16 protein-coding genes and 2 pseudogenes are annotated in these 19,410 nt (G+C 64.1%); 11 read left to right on the plus strand and 7 right to left on the minus strand.

Annotated elements, in window-relative coordinates:
* Positions 1 to 5 precede the first annotated feature (5 nt).
* On the plus strand, positions 6 to 1,073 hold the full coding sequence (locus ACFJGT_RS21475; RefSeq protein ID WP_377842163.1) for an NAD/NADP octopine/nopaline dehydrogenase family protein: 1,068 nt from the start codon (positions 6 to 8) through the stop codon (positions 1,071 to 1,073).
* Positions 1,074 to 1,168: 95 nt separating this feature from the next.
* Here ACFJGT_RS21475 and ACFJGT_RS21480 read toward each other — a convergent pair whose 3' ends face one another.
* On the minus strand, positions 1,169 to 1,519 hold the full coding sequence (locus ACFJGT_RS21480) for a hypothetical protein (protein WP_377842165.1): 351 nt from the start codon (positions 1,517 to 1,519) through the stop codon (positions 1,169 to 1,171).
* 239 nt (positions 1,520 to 1,758) lie between these two features.
* Between ACFJGT_RS21480 and ACFJGT_RS21485 the strand changes: the two genes are divergently transcribed.
* Both ACFJGT_RS21485 and ACFJGT_RS21490 read left to right on the plus strand, forming a co-directional pair.
* Positions 1,759 to 2,745, plus strand: coding sequence for a GlxA family transcriptional regulator (locus ACFJGT_RS21485; RefSeq protein WP_377842168.1), 987 nt, complete (start codon positions 1,759 to 1,761; stop codon positions 2,743 to 2,745).
* 66 nt (positions 2,746 to 2,811) lie between these two features.
* On the plus strand, positions 2,812 to 4,653 hold the full coding sequence (locus tag ACFJGT_RS21490; RefSeq protein ID WP_377842170.1) for a putative bifunctional diguanylate cyclase/phosphodiesterase: 1,842 nt from the start codon (positions 2,812 to 2,814) through the stop codon (positions 4,651 to 4,653).
* Here the strand turns inward: ACFJGT_RS21490 and ACFJGT_RS21495 are convergent.
* Positions 4,633 to 5,115, minus strand: coding sequence for a hypothetical protein (locus ACFJGT_RS21495; protein WP_377842173.1), 483 nt, complete (start codon positions 5,113 to 5,115; stop codon positions 4,633 to 4,635). The genes ACFJGT_RS21490 and ACFJGT_RS21495 overlap by 21 nt on opposite strands.
* Between ACFJGT_RS21495 and ACFJGT_RS21500 the strand changes: the two are divergent.
* Positions 5,110 to 5,199: pseudogene (locus ACFJGT_RS21500) on the plus strand (GNAT family N-acetyltransferase); the annotation flags it as partial. The gene ACFJGT_RS21495 and the pseudogene ACFJGT_RS21500 overlap by 6 nt on opposite strands.
* A gap of 158 nt (positions 5,200 to 5,357) precedes the next feature.
* Here ACFJGT_RS21500 and ACFJGT_RS21505 read toward each other — a convergent pair.
* Complete coding sequence (locus ACFJGT_RS21505) at positions 5,358 to 6,581, minus strand: benzoate/H(+) symporter BenE family transporter (RefSeq protein ID WP_377842175.1); 1,224 nt, start codon at positions 6,579 to 6,581, stop codon at positions 5,358 to 5,360.
* Positions 6,582 to 6,691: 110 nt separating this feature from the next.
* Here ACFJGT_RS21505 and ACFJGT_RS21510 point away from each other — a divergent pair, with 110 nt between their 5' ends.
* The gene (locus ACFJGT_RS21510) at positions 6,692 to 8,182 is read left to right on the plus strand and encodes a PLP-dependent aminotransferase family protein (RefSeq protein ID WP_377849035.1); all 1,491 of its coding nucleotides are present in this window, start codon (positions 6,692 to 6,694) and stop codon (positions 8,180 to 8,182) included.
* 192 nt (positions 8,183 to 8,374) lie between these two features.
* Here ACFJGT_RS21510 and ACFJGT_RS21515 read toward each other — a convergent pair whose 3' ends face one another.
* Entirely contained in the window at positions 8,375 to 9,319 is a 945-nt protein-coding gene (locus ACFJGT_RS21515; RefSeq protein ID WP_377842179.1) for a LysR family transcriptional regulator, read from the minus strand.
* 174 nt (positions 9,320 to 9,493) lie between these two features.
* Here ACFJGT_RS21515 and ACFJGT_RS21520 point away from each other — a divergent pair, with 174 nt between their 5' ends.
* The 5 genes from ACFJGT_RS21520 (at position 9,494) to ACFJGT_RS21540 (ending at position 14,704) form a co-directional block, all read left to right on the plus strand.
* A complete protein-coding gene (locus ACFJGT_RS21520) occupies positions 9,494 to 10,255 on the plus strand; it encodes an SDR family NAD(P)-dependent oxidoreductase (protein ID WP_377849036.1) in 762 nt (253 codons plus the stop codon).
* 62 nt (positions 10,256 to 10,317) lie between these two features.
* Entirely contained in the window at positions 10,318 to 11,688 is a 1,371-nt protein-coding gene (locus ACFJGT_RS21525) for an NAD-dependent succinate-semialdehyde dehydrogenase (RefSeq protein WP_377842181.1), read from the plus strand.
* Positions 11,689 to 11,721: 33 nt separating this feature from the next.
* Complete coding sequence (locus tag ACFJGT_RS21530) at positions 11,722 to 12,135, plus strand: cupin domain-containing protein (protein WP_377842184.1); 414 nt, start codon at positions 11,722 to 11,724, stop codon at positions 12,133 to 12,135.
* 235 nt (positions 12,136 to 12,370) lie between these two features.
* Positions 12,371 to 13,621, plus strand: a complete 1,251-nt coding sequence (locus tag ACFJGT_RS21535) for an MFS transporter (protein WP_377842187.1) — start codon at positions 12,371 to 12,373, stop codon at positions 13,619 to 13,621.
* Positions 13,622 to 13,789: 168 nt separating this feature from the next.
* Positions 13,790 to 14,704 (plus strand): SMP-30/gluconolactonase/LRE family protein, encoded by a 915-nt coding sequence (locus tag ACFJGT_RS21540; protein ID WP_377842192.1) that lies wholly within the window; start codon positions 13,790 to 13,792, stop codon positions 14,702 to 14,704.
* A 10-nt stretch (positions 14,705 to 14,714) separates the two neighbouring features.
* On the opposite strand, the gene ACFJGT_RS21545 is transcribed toward ACFJGT_RS21540, so the two are convergent.
* Positions 14,715 to 15,452, minus strand: coding sequence for a GntR family transcriptional regulator (locus ACFJGT_RS21545; protein WP_377842194.1), 738 nt, complete (start codon positions 15,450 to 15,452; stop codon positions 14,715 to 14,717).
* 13 nt (positions 15,453 to 15,465) lie between these two features.
* Between ACFJGT_RS21545 and ACFJGT_RS21550 the strand changes: the two are divergent.
* Positions 15,466 to 17,191, plus strand: a pseudogene (locus tag ACFJGT_RS21550) (IlvD/Edd family dehydratase).
* An 84-nt stretch (positions 17,192 to 17,275) separates the two neighbouring features.
* On the opposite strand, the gene ACFJGT_RS21555 reads toward ACFJGT_RS21550, so the two are convergent.
* Together ACFJGT_RS21555 and ACFJGT_RS21560 are read right to left on the minus strand one after the other, a co-directional pair.
* Positions 17,276 to 17,998, minus strand: a complete 723-nt coding sequence (locus ACFJGT_RS21555; protein ID WP_377842198.1) for an NAD-dependent epimerase/dehydratase family protein — start codon at positions 17,996 to 17,998, stop codon at positions 17,276 to 17,278.
* A 527-nt stretch (positions 17,999 to 18,525) separates the two neighbouring features.
* On the minus strand, positions 18,526 to 19,398 hold the full coding sequence (locus ACFJGT_RS21560) for an inositol monophosphatase family protein (RefSeq protein ID WP_377842201.1): 873 nt from the start codon (positions 19,396 to 19,398) through the stop codon (positions 18,526 to 18,528).
* Between the last annotated feature and the right edge of the window lie 12 nt (positions 19,399 to 19,410).

Below are 19,410 nucleotides of genomic sequence, written 5' to 3' on the forward strand. Positions count from 1 at the left end.
AGGGCATGGCGGTTCTGAACTACGCATTGATCGGACTCGGCGGAGCAGGCGCGGGCTTCGCGGTGGCCGTTGCCGCGCGTGGGGCGAAAACCTGCGGCTGGTATGACTGCGACGATGCGGTGCGTTCGTCGACCGATCTGGCCGGGGGGCTGTCCTTCGAAGGATTGGGCGGCCAGGGGGCGGTTGCCCTGCCGAAGAGTGCAGCGAACGGTGCAGAGGCCGTTGCCGGAGCCGACATCGTCATCGTCTCCACGACGGCAGACCGGCATGCAGCCGTGGCGCGCGAAATCGCTCCCGGCCTGGCCTCCGGCCAGATGGTCGTGCTTCATTGCGGCTATGTCGGCGGTTCCAAGGTCTTCGCCGATGCGCTGGCTTCAGCCGGAGCTCCCGGGAGCGTCGCAATCTTCGAGCTCAACAACACGCTCCATCTGGCGGGGAAGCTCAATCCATCGACCGTGGTGATCAAGGGGCAGAAGCGCTGGCTCGAGCTCGCTGGCCTGCCTGAAGCGCAGGAAAGCCCGCACTACGCGGCCTTTCTGGAGCAGTTCCCGGAATTCACCTATTCCCCGAACGTGCTCGAAAGCGGCCTGAACAATCCGAACTGCATCGGCCACGTTCCCGCTTATATCGGCGGCGCGATGACGCTGGATCGCGACATGGGCGATCTAACAACCGGCATCCTGCATTTCGACGAGGCGCGGATGGGTCGGGTCAATGTCATCGCCGCCGCGCTGGAGCAGGAGCGCGATCAGGTCATGCGCGCAGCCGGATTGAAGCCAATGTCGACAGCAGAATTTTCGCGGAGATGCTATCCGGCAGGCACGCGCCTGTTCGGCGCCATTCCTCGCTTCGGACCCAAGCTGCAGAAGCGCTTCCTGCATGAGGATGTGCCGTGCTCGCTCGTGCCCCTGGAAGTGCTCGGCCGGCAGGCGGGCGTTGCGACGCCGCTCACGACCGGTCTGATCGCGCTTGCCAACATCCTGGAAGGCGTCGATTTTCGGGCGACCGGCCGGAACGAGCAGGTTCTGCAGCTGGATTGGATGCAGGCGCATTGCTCCGCCCGTCGTCAATAAGGAGCGATGGGCCGAAGGCTGCCTCGGCCTGAGCGGCGCAGGACACCAATCGGCCGATCGGTGTCCTCTTCGCAAGGTCGCGCCGCGAGCCCGGATTAACGGAGCTTGGCAATCCTGATGCCATCGAGTTTGGCGCGGTCTTTGATGGATTCCTCGCTGCGCGTCATCGCTTTTGAAATCGCCTTGAGTGCCATGCCCTTCCCGGCGAGTAACCTCAGCTTCTGAAGTTCCTCAGATGTCCAGGGTTGGCGGTGGCGTTCAAATCGGTCGGTCACAATCTTCTCCTGTTCGGTCGGAACATCACCCGCATTCCCGCGCTCTATAGCAGAAGCAGCGACGGCTCGGCCGAACATGCAGATGCGGCGCCAAACCACCCGCTCCTCGCTCCAACGACTGACCTTGAGTCTGCGCCTGCAACCGGACATTGGATGTTCGGCTTTAGCCACTCCAGGTTTGCCGAAAGCGCCAATTCCTGAGAGGATGGCAGCGTGACGGCAAGAGGACGATCAACTTCGTACGCGAGGGGCGATCGCCGGGTCTCCCTCTGATTTTCTTGAACAGCGGCGCTTAGCCGAAGATGGCCGGCGCCATACCGGGATGCGTCCGAAGCCACCCATCGACCGACTGTCTGCTGCGTGCTGGCCGACCGAAATATTCGGCTTAGCGCTTCACGAGGACCATTCGCGTGCGGGTCATCATCTTCGCGCCTTCCGATGTTCACTCGCTGGAGCTCGCCGGCCTGATGGACGTGTTCGCCGAAGCGAATGCGCGGGTTGCCGCAGGTTTCTACGAGGTCGGTATCGTCGCAGAAGAAAACCGCCCGCTTCGTTGCGGGTCGGGACTGAGAGTTTTGCCGGACTCAGACTACCTCATGTGCCCGAAAGATCCCGACACCCTTCTTGTGGCTGGAAGCGTGGGCATACCCAATGCGCCCGGAAAGGGCATGATCGACTGGCTCTCACGCGCAGCCCCGCAGGCGCGACGTTACGGCTCGGTCTGCACAGGAGCTTTCCTGCTTGGTGACGCCGGACTTCTCAGCGGCCGCCACGTGGCGACACACTGGCGGTATGCGCCTCTCCTCGCCCAGCGCTTTCCAGAAGCAAAGGTGGACGGAGACCGGGTCTTCATCCGGGATGGCCCAATGGTCACCTCAGCCGGTTCGAGCGCGGCGATCGATCTTGGCCTTTCGCTGGTCGAAGAGGATCTCGGCCGGGACGTTGCGCTCTATGTCGCCCGCCGTCTGGTCGTGTTTCTGAAGAGGCCGGGGGACCAGTCTCAATTCAGTATGCATCTGGCGGCGCAAGGCGTCGACCGCAGTCGCCTCTACAAGGTCCAGCAGTACATCCTGAGCCATCCGGCTGCTGATCTGTCCGTCAATGCCCTCGCGAATATCGCGGCGATGAGCCCGCGCAACTTCACGCGGGTCTTCACCCAGGACGTGGGAACATCGCCGGCCGAATATGTCGATCTCACACGGATCGATGTCGCGCGCTTTCTGCTCGAAGGCAGCCGGCTGTCGATCGATTCGATCGCCGCGAAATGCGGTTTCGGCTCGGCGCGGGCGATGCGCCGCGCCTTTCTTGCGCATTTCGGCGCGACGCCCTCCGACTACCGTGATCGGTTCCGGACATCTGGAGACGGATCAAGACCCACTATGTCCGAAATCGGCTGACGGCTGTCTCAAAACCGCCGTGCCCGCGGATTGCCCAGCAACCGGGAACCGCGTCATTGCTTGGGTATGAAGGATTTCAAGGGACTGAAGCCGTTGGAGTTCATGAGGTTCGCACCGGCGCTCTGTGCGGGCAACGGTGACCTCAGCTCGGACGCACTGCTCCGCTCGGTTCTGCCGCCGCTCGTCGAGGAGTTCTCCGATGGTGTAGCGATCGCCCGGATTGCTGGGGGGAACGGACCCCTTCTCTACGTCAACCGGGCCTTCGAACGGCTGACGGGGTATGTGCGTCACGAAGTGCTCTGGAAGGATTGCCGCTACCTACAGGGCAATGAACGCCATCAACCGGAAGTCGCCCGCATCGGAGAGGCTATCAGGGCCGCCGAACCGGTCGACGTCACGCTTCGCAATCATCGGAAAGACGGGTCGGTCTTCTGGAACCACCTGAGCCTCAGACCTTTCACGGTCAGTGGCGAACTCCTCTACCTTGGTATTCTTCGCGACGTTTCGGCGACGCGACAGACCGAGATCGCCCTCGATCGCGCTGCAAACCTCGACGCTGCAACCGGCTGCCTCAACCGCCAGTCGTTCATCGTCAGCGTGGAAAGGCGCTTCGCGACATGTGCCGGCCGCGTGCTGTTCGTGAAGTGCGACATCATCGGCTTCCACGACATCAACGCCGGGTACGGCTATGACGTCGGGGACGCATTGCTGCTGGAAACCGGCCGCCGACTGCGCGGGACCGGGGCTGTTCTGGTCGCCCGGATCGGAGCAAACGAGTTTGCCCTGGCCTTCGAACTGGCCGATGAGGCAAGCGGGCCACCGATCGTGGCCGAGGTTTGCGCCGCCCTCGCTCCCGATTTCGTCATCCCAGGAGCGAATGTCTGTCTGCGCTTCGCCATCGGCTATGCGCTTGGCGACCCTCGCGGCAACCTAATCTCCTTGATCCGCAATGCCGGTGCTGCGCTGCATGCGGCGAAGTCAGCCCCGCTGAGCGGACCTCGCCGGTTTCAGCGTGCCGATGAAGAGGAAGCGCGCAATCGGGTCCAAATGACCCGCGAGTTGAGAGCCTCTCTCGCAAAGGATGAATTCATCCATCACTTCCAGCCGCAGATCGATCTCGCGACGGGTGAATGCCTAGGTGCGGAAGCGTTGATCAGGTGGAATCACCCCTTGTTTGGCATCGTCCCGCCGGGCCGTTTCATCGAAGCGGCGGAGCGCAGCGGCGTGCTGCTCGACCTCGGCGAACGTGGTCTTGCCGCCGTCGCCGCCTTTGCGCGCAGGATCAACGAACGCCGGGATGAACCGCTGCGCTTTTCCGTGAATGTGTCTGCGGCCGAGTTTCTACACCGCGACATGGCGGAAATTGTCGACCGCATCTTACGACAGTCCGGCGTCCGACCGGACCTGCTGACACTCGAAATCACCGAAAGCATGTTTCTCAATGACACGCCGGGCGTGCTGGAGGCGTTCCGCCGGCTGCGGAATCTCGGCGTCGGCCTCTCCGTCGATGATTTCGGGACCGGCTATGCGAACCTCCGTTCGCTTGAGGCCTTTCCCGTCACGGAGATCAAGATCGACCGGAACTTCGTCGCAGGCCTGACTGCCAGCCCTTCGAAGACCGTCATCGTTCGTGCGATCATCGACCTGGGGCGCGCCCTTGGACTCACCGTCGTGGCGGAGGGCGTAGAGACGGAAGCTCAGCGAGCGCTGTTGAAGGGCATGGGCTGTCCAATCGGCCAAGGCTTTTTGCTCGGCCGCCCTGATGACGGAGAAGCCTTCGCAGCGAAATTCGGTGGAGTATCGACCGATCGCTTAGCTGATCGCGCAGTCAGGCATGACTCATTTCGGACAAAGACGTCATTTGGCTCTCTGGCAACGCTTCAAGCTTCAAGTAGCGATCAATCCTGACCGAGCGCACCAAATGCGGAACTTGGCTGCGCTCCAGCGATTGGACATTCTGCGCGACGCGATGTTGCGCCGGCCCCTTAGTTCCCACGCGACGACCGGGTCCATTTGGGGGTTCGGACGCGCCTCACATTGTTTTGGCAGCCACGATGAGCGCTCCGCGACGGCAAGCGTTTCTGCCTCGTCATACGCGTTCTGCAGCAGCGCAGTGATGTGGAGGCCTGCCCGCGGCAGATTGCAGGTGGCGATGCCGCTCAGATGCCGTGCGAAGGCTGCGACGAATTGATCGCGGCGCGCCTGGTATATCTGCCGCATCCATCGGGTGTGGGCGGTGAAGTGCCCCTCGCGCATGAATTCGGCCAGCACGACCTGGTTGAACTTGGCGGCGGAACCGTCGATCAGCGAGCGCCCGGCGACGAAGGCTGGGACCAAATGCTCGGGCACGACGAGGTAGGCGATACGCATGAGGGCAACGCGACTGCACGCAGGCTCTACGACGATGTCGCCTTGCGCTCCGGCTTCATCGTCTATCGCAAGGACCTGGCCTGATTTCGGCATCATCCGTCCGCGCGGAGGAGCGCTCCGATCGGTGCGCGCTCTCCCGAAACTGCGCCGTGCGGCCCTCGACGGAGGGGACCTTGCGTGTCCCGCTCGAAACAGGGAGATCACGGGCTCCGGCACGGCACGGGAAGCGCGCGGCTCAGCCCTCATTTCGCAGCCGCCCTGCTCCCGGCTAGGCCGCTGCGCGGCAGGCGGCCATTCAGAACGACATGGGCGACGAGCCCGATGATCAGCCCCCAGAATGCTCCGCCGATCCCGAGCAGCTTGATGTTCGCCGCCGAGGCCAGGAAAGTGATGAGCGCGGCTTCGCGCGACGTCGGATCGGCCATTGCTCCCGCAAGGCTGCCGCCGATCGTGCCGAGCAGCGCCAGGCCGGCCAGCGTGGTGATGAAGGTCGCCGGAAAGGCCATGAAGACGGCTGCGAGCGTGACACCGAATATCCCCACGAGCACATAGAAGCAGCCGGCCGCGATACCCGCGATCCAGCGCTTCGACGGATCGATGTGAGCTTCCTTGCCCGTGGCGATCGCCGCGGTGATCGCTGCGATGTTGAAGGCATGGGATCCGAACGGGGCCATGATGAGCGAGCCGAGGCCCGTTACGGTGACGATCGGATTGGCGCTGGTCTTGAAGCCGTCATTTCGCAGCACGAGCATTCCCGGCATGTATTGGCCGCTCAACGTGATCAGGAAGAGCGGCAGTGCGACGGACAGGAGCGCATTCAGCGAGAAGGCCGGCATCGTGAAGACGGGCGTTGCGAAGGCCGGCTTCAGCCCCGACAGGTCGACCCGGCCCTGCACGAGCAGGAAGCCCAGTCCGATGACGAGGATGCCGACCACGGCATAGCGCGCCGAGAACCGCTTCAGCACCACATAGGTGACGACCAGCAACCCGACCAGCACCGGATCGATGCTTGCGCCGCCGAATGCGCCGATGCCGAACGGAAGCAGGATGCCGGCCAGCAGACCAGACGCGATACCCGGCGGGATCAACCGGATCACCTTCTCGAAGCAACCCGACAGCCCCAGCGCGACGAAGGCCGCAGCCGAGACCATGTAGGCGCCGACGGCCTCGGCATAAGGCGTGGTGCCGAGCGCGGCGACGAGAAACGCCGCTGCCGGCGTCGACCAGGCGGTGATGATCGGCTCGCGGTAGTGCCAGCTCAAGGCGATCCCCGTCAGCCCCACGCCGATCGAGACCGACCAGACCCAGGAGGCCGTCAGCTCGGGGCTCAGCCCCGCGACCCTCGCAGCCTGGAAAACCAGGATGAAGGTGCCGCCATAGTTGACGATCACGGAGATCAGGCCGGCGACGACGGGATGCGGCAGGTCTTTCAAGCGGATGGGAGAAGATGCGGTGCGGGGCGACATGATCCTGAAAGGACCTCCTGGAACTCGGCGCGGGACAGCAAACCGGATTGACAGATAGCCAGTGAATGGCCCGGTATTCCCATCCAATCGGCTCGCAAGGTTCAGACCATTTGTTCAGGCATTCCCAGCTGGAAACCGTGAAGGCGTGGATCGCCCATCCCGCTCACGTGACCATGCCCCTTCATGCGCGGATCCAGCGCGCCATCCGGCAGTTGATCGTCGATGGTGCGCTTGGCCCGGGAAAGCCCTTGCCGCCCTCCCGTGCCCTCGCCACGTCGCTGGGCGTGTCGCGGGATACCGTCGAAGCGTCCTATGGCCGGCTTCATGCCGAAGGCTTCATCGAGCGCCGCGTCGGCAGCGGCAGCTTCGTGGCGCAGATGCCGGAATTCACGACCGGCCATCGGTCCGTTCGACGGCAAGCCTTGCTGCGCCGCCAAGCTCCCAATCTCAGCGAGCGCGGCAAGGCCATGTTCAGCAGCGGCGGGGTGCGCGAGATGCTGTCGCCGCGGCCGTTCGCCCCCGGGGTTCCGGAAACCCGCACCTTTCCGCTTCAGCTTTGGGAGAGGCTGGAACGGCAGGTGCGCAGGGAGGTCGGTACCCAGGCTCTGGGGCATGGCGATCCGCAAGGAACCGAAGCGCTGCGCCGCGCCATCGCCGACTATGTGAACCTCGAACGTGGCGCGCGCGCCACGGCCGACCGGGTGCTCATCCTCACCAGTTCACAGCAGGCCATGATGCTGTGCGCGAGCATGTTGCTTGATCCTGGCGACCGGATCTTCATCGAGGATCCCGCCTATTACGGCGCACGGAAGGGGTTCGATGCAGCAGGGCTGGAATGCGTCCCGGTCCGGGTGGATCCGCAGGGGATCGCCGTCGAGCAGATCCTGGCCGACCCCCGCAAGGCGAAAGCCGTTTCGCTGACGCCATCCCACCAGTTCCCGACCGGCGCAACGCTGGCCCTGGACCGACGCCTGGCCCTGATCGAATGGGCCGCGCGCCATCAGGCCTGGATCATCGAGGACGATTACGACAGCGAATTCCACTATGCCGGCAAGCCGATGGCCTGCGTGCAGGGGCTCGATCGCCATGACCGGACGATCTATATCGGCACCTTCACCAAATCGCTCTTTCCGGGACTGCGGATCGGCTATGCCGTGCTGCCGCCGCAACTGGTGGAACCGATGACCGTCGCGCGCACTCTCCTCGATGGACATTCCGCGCCGATGGCTCAACTGACGCTGGCCCGCTTCATCGAGGGCGGGCATTTCGGCGCCTATGTCCGCACGATGCGCGGCATCTATGCACAGCGGCTCGATGCGCTTGTCGATCTCGTCCAGACGCACCTGCCGGACTTTGTCGAGCCGCGCGTTCCCGCGGGCGGGCTGCAGATGCCCTGTCTGCTGAGAGGCGATCTCTCCGAGCGGAGCGTCATTGCGGCCGGGCGACATGCCGGTATCGAGCTTCTGGGGCTGTCAGCGCTTCATGCCAGAGGCGACGCCGAAGCGGGCGTCCTGATGGGTTTCGCCGCCTATACGCCCATGGAGATCGAAATGGCGGTCAGGAAGCTGGTGCCCGCATTCCGGGCGATCGCCAAGCCATAGCGCCAATTCGAGCACGGCAGGTTTTCCAGTCGAGCGGCCCGAGCGCCGCTCGGACTTCGTCGTGGAGTAGCGGACCTGACGCTCGACAAGCCGCCCCTAAAGGAGGTTGCCTCGGGAAATCACTGAGCCCCACGCGTCGCCGCCGGCCAGATTCTGGGGCAGGATAGATCTACGCAATCCTGACCGTCACACTCATGCGCCGGAGCGAGGGGCAGGCGGTTCGATCCAGGCCGGGAACGTCTCGATCAAGGATTGCGAAACTCTCCGTACTTCCCTGATTGCATGTTCGGCAATCCGGGACAGGTCGTGTCCGCGCCGTCGTGCGATCCCCACGGGGCGCACGGGCCCGTCCTCGATCGCATATAGGCGAAAACCATCGAGGTGTAGCAGCGGCGTAATGCCGAGATAGGGTTGAATGACGATGCCAAGCCCCTTCCTGACGAATCCTGCGGCAATCGCGACCTGATCAAAGGTGAATTTCGGCTGGAACACGAGGCCGCGCTGGAGAAAAGCCGCGCTGACATATTCCGTCGCCGTGCTGGCGCTCGAGCCACAGATCAAGGGCATATCCACCAGTTCCTGCATTCGGACCGGACGATCTTCGAAGCCGACATGATCGCTGCGTGCGAGGAGCACGAAATGATCGCGCATCAGCTCCTCGAATTCGATGCCCTCCTCGGCCGGCGTGACCGAGGCGAGGGCAAAATCGACTTCGTAATTCATCAGCCGCTGGACCGTCGCCCGGTTGGTCCCGTCATGGATGGTGAAGCGCGGCGAGGCAAAGGCCTGCTCCAAGGCGTCGCATACGTCCGGCAGGACCGAATGAGTCAGCGATGGAATCGAGGCGATTGCGAGGTGATGCGCCTCCAGATGAACCAGGGACTGGAGGTGATGCAGGCCATTGTCGAATTCGCCGACCATTCGCCGTGCAAGAGAGGTCAAGCGCTCGCCTGTGGGGGTGAGTCGGACCGACCGCGTCGAGCGTTCAAAGAGCTGCACGCGCAGTTCCTGCTCAAGCTCCTTCACGGCCTTGCTGAGAGAGGGCTGTGTGATGAAGAAGCGCTCGGCCGTCCGGCTGAAATTCAGCGATTCAGCGAGAGCAACAAAGATCTTCAACTGGCGAGGAGTGATCGGCATCCATCAGCCTTCGGAGGTGGTTCTGAGTTATATATTCTATCTATCTATTAATATATAGAAATTAATCATTTCCGGTATCAATCTCAAAATCCGTAACCTCCTTTCGAGCTCCCGATCCGGAGCCGGAGAGGAACGCGGCCAATGTTGAATCTGACGGGCAAGATTGCCTTGATCATGGGGTGTGGCGCCGTCGCTCAGGGTTGGGGAAACGGGCGAGCCTCCGCAGTCCTTATGGCACGGCAAGGCGCCAAGGTTTTCGGGACCGACTTGAACATCGAGAATGCTCGGGAGACCGCCCGCATCATCGAGGAAGAAGGCAAGGTCGCGACCGTCACCCGCTGCGACTGCACGGATGCCGACGATGTAGCGAAGGCGGTCGCTGCCTGCATGGAGACCTATGGCCGGATCGACATCCTGATGAACAATGTCGGGATGTCGCAACCGGGATCGCCGGTGGATATGGCCGAGGATGTCTGGGACTCCCAGGTCGAGATCAATCTCAAAGGCGCATTCCTTGCCTGCAAGCACGTCATCCCGATCATGCGTGCGCAGGGCGGCGGCTCGATCATCAACGTCTCGTCGGTGGCAGGCATGCGGTATGTCGGAAAGCCGCAGGTGGCCTATTCGGCTGCCAAGGCCGGACTGATCCAGTTCACCAAGGCGACGGCGGTCATCTACGCGGCGGAAGGCGTTCGGCTGAATTGCGTGGTGCCGGGTCTCATGCAGACGCCCCTGCTCGACAACCTCGTGCAGAAATACGCGAAGGACGATCCGGAAGCCTTTCTGACGCGGCGCAGCAACCAGGTGCCGATGAAGTACATGGGCAGCGGCTGGGACACCGCGCATGCGGCGCTGTTTCTGGCGAGCGACGAGAGCCGCTACATCACCGGGACCGAGATCGTCGTCGATGGCGGCCTGACCGCCAGCACCCCCTGATCCGCCGGCCCTTTCGCAGGCGGCCTCGGGCCTGCCTGCCTCCTTACAGCAGGACCAAGACCATGATCATCTCGATCAATCCCGCCACGGGCCAGGAGATCGCGCGCTATGCCCTTGATGCGGCGGCGGATGTCGAGCTCAAGCTCGATGGCGCCGCGCGTGCGCAGGCCTGCTGGAAAAGCAGCAGCATGGCGGAGCGCGCGGCCCTGCTGCGATCCGTCGCGGCCGTCCTTCGGGCACAGCGCGACAGCCTTGCCGCGATCATCACATCCGAGATGGGCAAGCCGATCGCCGAGGCTGAAGGCGAGATCGAGAAGTCCGCATGGACCTGCGAGTTCTATGCCGAAAGCGGCCCGGCCTTCGTCGGGGACGTCCCTGTGCCGAGCAGCGCGGCAGACAGCCGTGTCGTGTTTGATCCTCTCGGCGTCGTGCTGGCGGTGATGCCCTGGAACTATCCGCTATGGCAGTTCGTGCGCTGTGCCGCGCCGGCGATCATCGCCGGAAACGCCGTGCTGCTGAAGCACGCCAATAATGTCCCGCATTCGGCGTTGGAGATCGAACGGATTTTCCGCGAGGCCGGCGCGCCCCAGGGTCTCGTCTCGACTCTCATGATCCAGGCCGAGCAAGTGGCGAGCGTGCTGGGCGATGCGCGTGTCGCCGCCGTAGCGCTCACCGGATCGACCGCCGTGGGGAAGATCGTCGCCTCCCAGGCCGGCAACCTGATGAAGAAGCAGGTTCTCGAACTGGGTGGCTCGGATCCCTTCATCGTCCTGGCGGATGCCGACCTTTCCCTGGCGGCCAAGACCGCCGTGAAGGCGCGCTTCTCCAACACCGGCCAGAGCTGCATCTCGGCCAAGCGCTTCATCGTGGAAAACGCGATCGCCGACGAATTCGTCGCGCTGTTCCGCGCGGAGGCCGAAAAGCTCAAGGTCGGTAATCCGCTGGATCGCTCGACAACGATCGGCCCCATGGCACGGGCGAACCTGCGTGGTGAGCTCGACGGACAGGTCCGCAGAACCATCGCGGCCGGCGCCAGGATCGTCCTGGGTGGCAAGCCGATCGAAGGGCCCGGGTTCTTCTATGCCCCGACCATCATCGACCAGGTTACGTCGGGCATGCCGGCGGCGGTCGAGGAAACCTTCGGTCCCGCCGCCGCGATCATCCGCGCAGCGAATGCCGATGCGGCGATCGACATCGCCAACGAGACCGAGTTCGGGCTCGGTGCCGCCCTTTGGACGAGCGACCTGGATCGTGCGCACCACCTCACACGCCGGATCGAGGCGGGCGCCGTCTTCGTGAATGCCTTGGTCGCTTCGGATCCGCGGCTGCCCTTCGGCGGCATCAAGCAATCCGGATACGGCCGCGAACTCGGCGAGTTCGGAATCCGCGAATTCACCAATGTGAAGACCGTGTGGTTCGGGCAAGCCGCCTGACGCCGGGATTCCACTCAGACGAACGGACAACCCATGATCAAGGCAAGCTCGAACTCGGTCATCCTCAAGCCCGAGGACATCAGAAGCTACGACCGCGGCGGCGGCGCCCGCACGACCCCGCTGGTGACCAAGGGCCTGGGCGCGACCGCTTTCATCACCGGCTACACGGAATTCGAAGGGGGGGCCGAGATCCCGTTCCACTTCCACAACGCCGAGGAGAGCGTCGTGCTGGTGGAAGGCGAGGCGATCTTCGACATCGGTGACGACTCCATTCCGGTGAAGGTGGGCGATGCCACCTTCATTCCCGCCAACGTCCCGCACCGGTTCCGCAACACGTCCAAGACCGCTCCGATGAAGATCCTCTGGATCTACGGCTCGATGGACGCCACGCGCACGCTGGTCGAGACCGGCGAGACCCGCCCGATCACGGCAGAGCATCAATCGTAACAATCGCCGCCGCGCAACGGTCCTCGAACACGGAACACCAAACGCGCAACAGCGCCGCTCCCGCGCGAGGCCACGGCTGGTTGTCGGCGGGAGGCAGAGCGCACCGTTTCTAGAAACGTCAAAAAAATCAAAATCGCTGGAGGAAACAACAATGAGTTCGGTTTCGAACGCCGCCGCCCCACCGGACCTGGCCAAGGACGAGGATCCGATGCGATCCAAGACGACGCTGGGCCTAATGGGTGGCGTCGCGCTGGAGTGGTACGACTGGAACATCTACGGCGTCATGGCGTCGCTCCTGTCGCCGAAATTTTTTCCCTCCCATGATCCGACCGTTTCGTTGCTGGCGGCGTTCGCGGTGTTCGGCGCCGGGTTCTTCGCGCGTCCGATCGGCGCCATCATCCTCGGGCCGGTTGCCGACCGCATCAGCCACCGTGGCGTGATGCTGTTGTCCGTATCGGCGATGGCGGTCTGCTCGCTGATCATCGCGGTCATGCCCGATTACGGCACGATCGGTATCTGGGCGGGCGCGCTGCTGCTCGTGATCAGGCTGATCCAGGGGCTGGCCACCGGTGCCGAGGCCGGCGTGGCGAACTCGATCGCGAGCGAGCTCGCCAAGCCGGGGCATGAAGGGCGATATATGGGGCTGGTCAGCGGTACCGCGATCCAGATCGGGATCGTCGGTTCGAGCCTGGTGGCGCTGATCGTCAGCCTGCTGATCACGAAGGCCGATCTGGAGGCCTGGGGCTGGCGCATCCCGTTCTTTATCGGGGGCATACTCGGTTTCGTCGTCGTCTATCTGCGCAGCCATCTGCCCGAGACGCTGATGGCCAAGGCGCATGACGCCGCTTCGACCACCGGCGATGCGAAAGTCCACAAGAGCACGGCCGGTGTCTGGAAGGAGCTTTGGGATCTGCGCCTTGCATTGGCAGCCGTCGTCCTGGTGATCGGGTCGTTCCAGATCGCGAATTATGCCTGGATCACCGGGCTGCCGAACATCGCGAACTCGATCTTCAAGGAGAACAGCAGCCTCGTCTTCGCCATCACGGTGATCATGGGGGTGATCTGGATCATTTCCGGCCCGATCATCGGCGGCTTGGCGGATCGTATCCGGGCGTCGCGCGCTTTCGTCATCTTCCGGTTGATGCTGGTTCCGGCCTTCTTCTTCCTGTGGCTCTATACCGAGCCGGGTATCGGTCGCTTCGCCTTCGTGATGATCGTCGGCGGTACGATCGTCGGGTTCAATATGAGCCTGTTCCAGTACATCGCCGTGACTCTGATGCCGCGCAGCGTGCGCACCACCGGTGTCGCGCTCGGCTACGCGTTGGGTGTGTCGATATTCGGAGGCACCTCGCCCTATTTGCTGGTCTGGCTTCGCCAGTTCGACGCCGCCTATCTGTTTCCGGTGTACGGCGCCGCGGTGGCCGTCCTGAGCGTGGTGGTCTACCTGCTTGCTCGAAAGAAGGGACACACGTACCTCGCCGATTAGTGCATCCCCGCGCTTTTCTCGAAGCGCGGGGATTCCCCAATTCTTGTTTTATCGCGCGGCCGACACCCGCCTCGAAATCTGACGCAGCGGCGCGGCCTGTAATCGGGCCGCGCCATTCCCGTGCCGACGGCAGGCCAGGATGAACAACGATACCCGGGAGAACGAAACGTGCTCTTCGCGCCACCTCCGACCATCGAAGCCACCCCTTTCGCGAGCCTCATCCAAGCGACTGAGGCCGTCGAGCCGTCCTGGGGCGGCAATCAGCCTCGCGGCACGCCATCGAAGTCCTTGCTCGAAGGGCCGAGCTTCGGAAGCGATGGTCTGCTGTACTGCGTCGATGTGCAGAACGGCCGGGTCGTGCGCTTCTCCGAGGAGGGCGCATGCGAGGAGGTGGTGCGCTATCACGGCTGGCCGAACGGGTTGAAATTCGGCCGGGACGGCCGGGCCTATATCGCCGATTACATGCATGGCATCATGGTGCTGGACTTGGATACGCGCCAGGTGACACCCTTGGTCGAGCGCTACCACGCCGAGCGGTTCCGGGGCGTGAACGACCTGTTCTTCGCGGCCAATGGCGACCTCTATTTCACCGACCAGGGCCTCACCGGGCATCAGGACCCTGGTGGCCGGGTGTTCCGATATGCGGCGGGCGGCCGCCTGGAGCTGGTGCTCGATCGTATTCCTAGTCCCAATGGCCTGGTGATGAATCTGGCGGAGAACGCGCTCTACGTGGCGGTGACGCGTGCGAATGCCGTCTGGCGCGTGCCCTTCATGCAGGACGGATCGGTCGCCAAGGTCGGCACCTTCATCCAGCTGTCCGGGGGCATCGGCCCGGACGGCCTTGCCCTTGATGCGAATGGCGGCCTCGCCATCGCCCATGTGGGAATGGGCTCGGTCTGGGTTACCGACGCGCGCGGGGAGCCCACCTTCCGGATCACCTCCACCGTGGGCGATCACATCACCAACGTCGCTTATGGCGGCGAGGGCAATCGCACGCTGTTCATCACCGAATCCAGCTCGGCCTCCGTCCTCAAGGCCGAGCTGAAGGTGCCGGGTAAGACAATGTTCTCCCAATCGGGCTGAGCGCGGCCGCTCAACGTGCCGCCACCATCGGGAAGCGCCCCTGGACGGCGGCGATATAGGTGTCGCGCGACGGGGCGAGATGCTGGCGACACAGCTCGATCAGCTCGTCGCGCCTCCCCCCGGCGAGGGCCTCGATCATCGCCAGGTGCTCGTCGCGGGAGCGGGAGAGCTGTACCGGATTCGCCGCTGTGATGGAGCGCACGCCATGCGCCTTCTGAGCGAGCGTCTGGATCAACTCGACGAGATGGGGATTGCCGCAGGCGCCAAAGAGCGCCTCGTGGAAACGCATATTGGAGCGGAATGCGGCCCGGAAGTCGGCGTGCGCGACCGCTTCGGTGTGATCGTTCTGGATGGCGCGGAGGCCGGCGAGAACCGTGGGAGAGGCGGGCAAGGCGATCTGCCCGGCCGCCAGCGTTTCGAGGGCCTCGCGGACCGAGTAGATTCGCATGACGTCGACAGGGTCGAGCAGCCTCACGCAGGCCCCCCGATTGGGGATGCGTTGAACCAGGCCGGCGCGCTCCAGCTCCGACAGCGCCTCGCGTACGACGTGCCGCTTCACGCCCAGCCGTTTGGCCAGGTCCTCCTCGACGAGGCGTTCGCGCGGCAACAGCCAGCCGAGCACGATCTCCTCCTCCAGCTCGGCCGCGATCGCACGGGCGCGCTCAGTCGTTTGAAGCGTCACAGCTTTTGCGGGCATTCTAGCTTGGAACTCTTCGACAGAATTGTTGACAATTTTGGTGACAGTCAATTTCCATAGCCTCATGAGCAAACCCGACGATACACCACCTCCCGCTGCCCCCGCAGCCCGCGGCATGCGCCGCAATCTCGCGACCTATGGCGATCCCGGGTTTTCGTTGTTCCTGCGCAAGGCCTTCATCAAGGCGGCCGGCTTTTCCGACGACGCGCTGGATCGGCCGATCATCGGGATTACGAATACGTTCAGCGACTTCAACCCCTGCCACGGCAACGTGCCTCGCCTGATCGAGGCCGTGAAGCGCGGGGTAATGCTGGCCGGCGGGCTGCCGATGGAGTTCCCGACGATCTCCATCCACGAATCGTTCTCCAATCCCACCTCGATGTTCCTGCGCAACCTGATGGCGATCGATACCGAGGAGCTGATTCGCGCCCAGCCCATGGATGCGGTGGTGCTGATCGGCGGTTGCGACAAGACGGTCCCGGCCCAGCTCATGGGTGCCGTCAGCGCCGACGTGCCGACGATCCAGCTGATCACTGGCCCGATGCTGGTGGGACATCACAAGGGCGAGATTTCTTGGCGCCTGCACGGATTGCCGCCGGCTCTGGGGGCAGTATCGCGCCGGCCAGATCGATGCCGAGGAAATCGAGATCATCAGCGGCCGCCTCGCACCCACCCAAGGCACATGCATGGTGATGGGCACGGCCAGCACGATGGGATGTCTGGTCGAGGCACTCGGCATTGCGCTGCCGTGGACCGGAACCATCCCGGCGACCCATGCTGACCGGATCCGCGCGGCCGAGGCGAGCGGGCGCGAGGCGGTGAAGCTGGCCCATCAGGGGCCAAAACCTAGTGAGCTGCTCACGAAAGCGGCCTTCCGGAATGCGTTGACCGTGCTTCAGGCGATTGGCGGCTCCACGAACGGCCTCATCCACCTGACAGCCATCGCGCGGCGCGCGGGCTTGTCGATCGATCTGGACGAGTTCGATGCCATCGGGCGTGCCGTACCCGTGCTGATCGACCTGAAGCCGTCAGGCGATCACTACATGGAGCATTTCCATTGGGCAGGCGGCGTCCCGAAGCTCATGAAGGAGCTCGGCGACCACCTGGACCGCTCCGCCAGGACGGTTGACGGCCGTACCATCGGCGAGATCGCCGACTCGGCCGAGGAGGTCTCGAACCAGACCATCATCCGCCCCGCGGCAGCACCTCTCAAGCCATTCGGCGGCATGGCGATCTTGCGAGGCAACCTCGCGCCCGGCGGGGCCGTCATCAAACATTCCGCCGCCTCGCCTTCTTTGCTGCAGCACACCGGAAGGGCCGTCGTTTTCGATTCCGTCGAGGATATGGTCACCCGCATCGACGATCCTGCGCTCGACGTGAAGGCAGACGACGTGCTCGTCCTGAGGAACGCCGGGCCGAAGGGCGCGCCAGGGATGCCGGAGGCGGGCTATCTGCCGATTCCGAAGCAACTGGCGCAGGCCGGCGTCAAGGACATGGTCCGCATCTCGGATGCCCGCATGAGCGGCACGGCGTTCGGAACCATCGTCCTGCACATCACGCCGGAATCCGCGATCGGTGGGCCGCTCGGCCTGGTCCGCAATGGCGATACGATCCGGCTCGACGTGCCGGCCCGCGAAATCGCGCTGCTCGTCGACGAGGCCGAGCTGGAGCGGCGGCGGCGCGAGTGGGCCCCGCCCGCCCATCTCTCCCAGGCAACCCGTGGCTATCGAAACCTGTACCTCACCTCGGTCCTGCAGGCCGATGAAGGGTGCGATTTCGATTTTTGCTGAACGCTTGATCCAGGCCCTCGAGGCAGTCCTTTCATCGCGCGCTGCGGCGAGGTGATCGCTCGCTGGTCCAGTACCGCGTGCGCGTCAGTCGATGAACAGGCCGTGGTCGCCGAGATCCCATGCGCAGTACCAGCCGCCATGGAATGGCTTGGCACCCTCGAGCTCGGGGGCTCCGTCCGCCAGCAGCTCGGCCGCATAGTCCTCCGCATTGTCGACCGGGCGGTACCCCAGCACAGCGGCCTCGCGATTGTCCCAGATCGCTCGGGTATTGGCGGACATGCCGTAAGCCACGACGTAGTGCAGTTGCGGCGCCTCGATCGAGCAGCGCAGCAATTCGGCCATGTCACGCGGGCTCACCCAGACTGACAGGTGGCGGATATCCAGTGGCCGTGGCCTGAACACGCCAATCCGCAGGCTGACGACACTGAGGCCGAACTTGTCCGCATAGAGCCGGCCCAAGGCCTCGCCAGCCACCTTGCTCACGCCGTAATAGCTATCCGGCCGCGGCACGGCCGCGCCCGTGAGTATCTGGCTGCGACGATGATAGCCCACCGCATGGTGGCTCGAGGCGAATACGACCCGGCGGACACCGGCGCGACGGGCCGCCTCGAATACATTGTGGGTGCCGGCGATGTTGGCAGCCAGAACCTGGGGCCAGGCATTGCTCTCCGGCTCGGCCGCCACGCCGGCGAGATGGACCACGCAGTCGATCCCCGCCATTGCTTGCTCCAGCGCGGCGATGTCTGCGAGATCAGCGATCACGGCTTCCTCGCCCGGCCCAAGCGGCCCGAGTTCGAACTCGATCAAGCACGCGCAGCACTGCGTAGCGGCCGGCAAGTTGCCGCCGGGCCACGCGGCCGATCCCGCCGGCTGCTCCCGTGATCAAGACATGCATGGGCTAATTCTCTTTCTCGTAGTGCGGCGGGTGCTCCGCGAGCACCCGTGGCAGACAAGTCGTTCATGGTGTGGGTCGGATCGCCCGCTGGGTGTCGACTTCGAAGCAGCGCAACGATCGCGTCGGGAGAGTGCCAGCTCCCGCTCTCGATCGGCGCATTCCGCGCGGAGGCGAATTTGCCCGCCGGATTCGACATCAACCACGTTCCTCTCGGCACCCGTTCGGGGGCGGAGAGGAAGATTAGGGGCTGGATGATTGATACTATAAATGATTAATTTCTATCTATTAATAGATATGCCGAATATGTTTCGCGACTTGGCACGCTGGCGAAGAGCGATCAGGTCGCCCGGGCGGCGACGGATCTTACGCCTCGTGATCCGGCACCAGCCGCACATGCCGATCTGGGTCGAGCAGGGCAAGGGCCGCAAGGACCGCTATGTCACGCGCGCGCCGGATCGGCTCGACCTCCGACGAACCCGGAGCGGTTCGGGGCGCCTGCCGCATGGGTCGGACGAAAGATGTCGATGAACTGGCCATGGAACTGCCGGGGCGCGACGACGAGGCTGCGGCACCTGAGCGGGTCGCCCTCGCCGTCGATCTCGGTCGCGAGGCAGCCTGCTTCCCGCGCGATGATCACGCCTGCCGCAAGATCCCAGAGATCGAGCTTGGCGCCGGAGGTCCAGAAGCCATCGAAGCGGCCTTCCGCGACATAGGCGATCTCCAGCGCGGCCGAGCCCGGGCTGCGGATACCCGAGACGCGCGGCATGATCGCCGCCATCTCGCGCGCGGCCTTCTCGGTGTCGCCCTTGCCATTATAGGGGAAGCAGGTCCCCACGACCGCATGGGCCAGCGATTGGCGGCCGGAGCCGCTCAGTTTGCGGTCACCAAGATAGGCGCCCTCCCCTTCCACGGCCCAGAACATCTCGCCGCTCAGCGGATTGAAGGTCACGCCGGCCGTCACCTCCTCGCCCTCCATCAAGGCGAGCGAGGCCGAGAATTGCGGGATGCCGTGCAGGAAATTGTTGGTGCCGTCGAGCGGGTCGATGATGATCCGCAGGCCGTTGCCGGCATCGGGAGAGGCCGCGCCCTCCTCGCCAAGCACCGCAACCTCGGGCAGCTTCGCGTTGAGATGGGCGACGATCAGGCGCTCGGATTCGATATCGGCGGCGGAGACGAAGTCGGACGGGCCCTTTTCCAGAATGGGCAGGGCGGAAAGACGTGCGAAATTCTCGGCGAGCGAGGCGCCGCCGATGCGGGCGGCCTCCTTCATGGCCTCGACGATCTCGCGGCGGGTGGGGGGTGTGGTGGTCATGGTGGCTGGCCC

The organism is Allobosea sp. UC22_33 (assembly GCF_042700715.1).
GTDB lineage: Bacteria > Pseudomonadota > Alphaproteobacteria > Rhizobiales > Beijerinckiaceae > Allobosea.

Coding starts and splice junctions, on each gene's coding strand:
- ACFJGT_RS21475 (WP_377842163.1), top strand. CDS start 6: ATGGCGGTTCTGAACTACGCATTGATCGGACTCGGCGGAGCAGGCGCG.
- ACFJGT_RS21490 (WP_377842170.1), top strand. CDS start 2,812: ATGAAGGATTTCAAGGGACTGAAGCCGTTGGAGTTCATGAGGTTCGCA.
- ACFJGT_RS21495 (WP_377842173.1), bottom strand. CDS start 5,115: ATGCGTATCGCCTACCTCGTCGTGCCCGAGCATTTGGTCCCAGCCTTC.
- ACFJGT_RS21505 (WP_377842175.1), bottom strand. CDS start 6,581: ATGTCGCCCCGCACCGCATCTTCTCCCATCCGCTTGAAAGACCTGCCG.
- ACFJGT_RS21515 (WP_377842179.1), bottom strand. CDS start 9,319: ATGCCGATCACTCCTCGCCAGTTGAAGATCTTTGTTGCTCTCGCTGAA.
- ACFJGT_RS21520 (WP_377849036.1), top strand. CDS start 9,494: ATGGGGTGTGGCGCCGTCGCTCAGGGTTGGGGAAACGGGCGAGCCTCC.
- ACFJGT_RS21525 (WP_377842181.1), top strand. CDS start 10,318: ATGATCATCTCGATCAATCCCGCCACGGGCCAGGAGATCGCGCGCTAT.
- ACFJGT_RS21530 (WP_377842184.1), top strand. CDS start 11,722: ATGATCAAGGCAAGCTCGAACTCGGTCATCCTCAAGCCCGAGGACATC.
- ACFJGT_RS21535 (WP_377842187.1), top strand. CDS start 12,371: ATGGGTGGCGTCGCGCTGGAGTGGTACGACTGGAACATCTACGGCGTC.
- ACFJGT_RS21560 (WP_377842201.1), bottom strand. CDS start 19,398: ATGACCACCACACCCCCCACCCGCCGCGAGATCGTCGAGGCCATGAAG.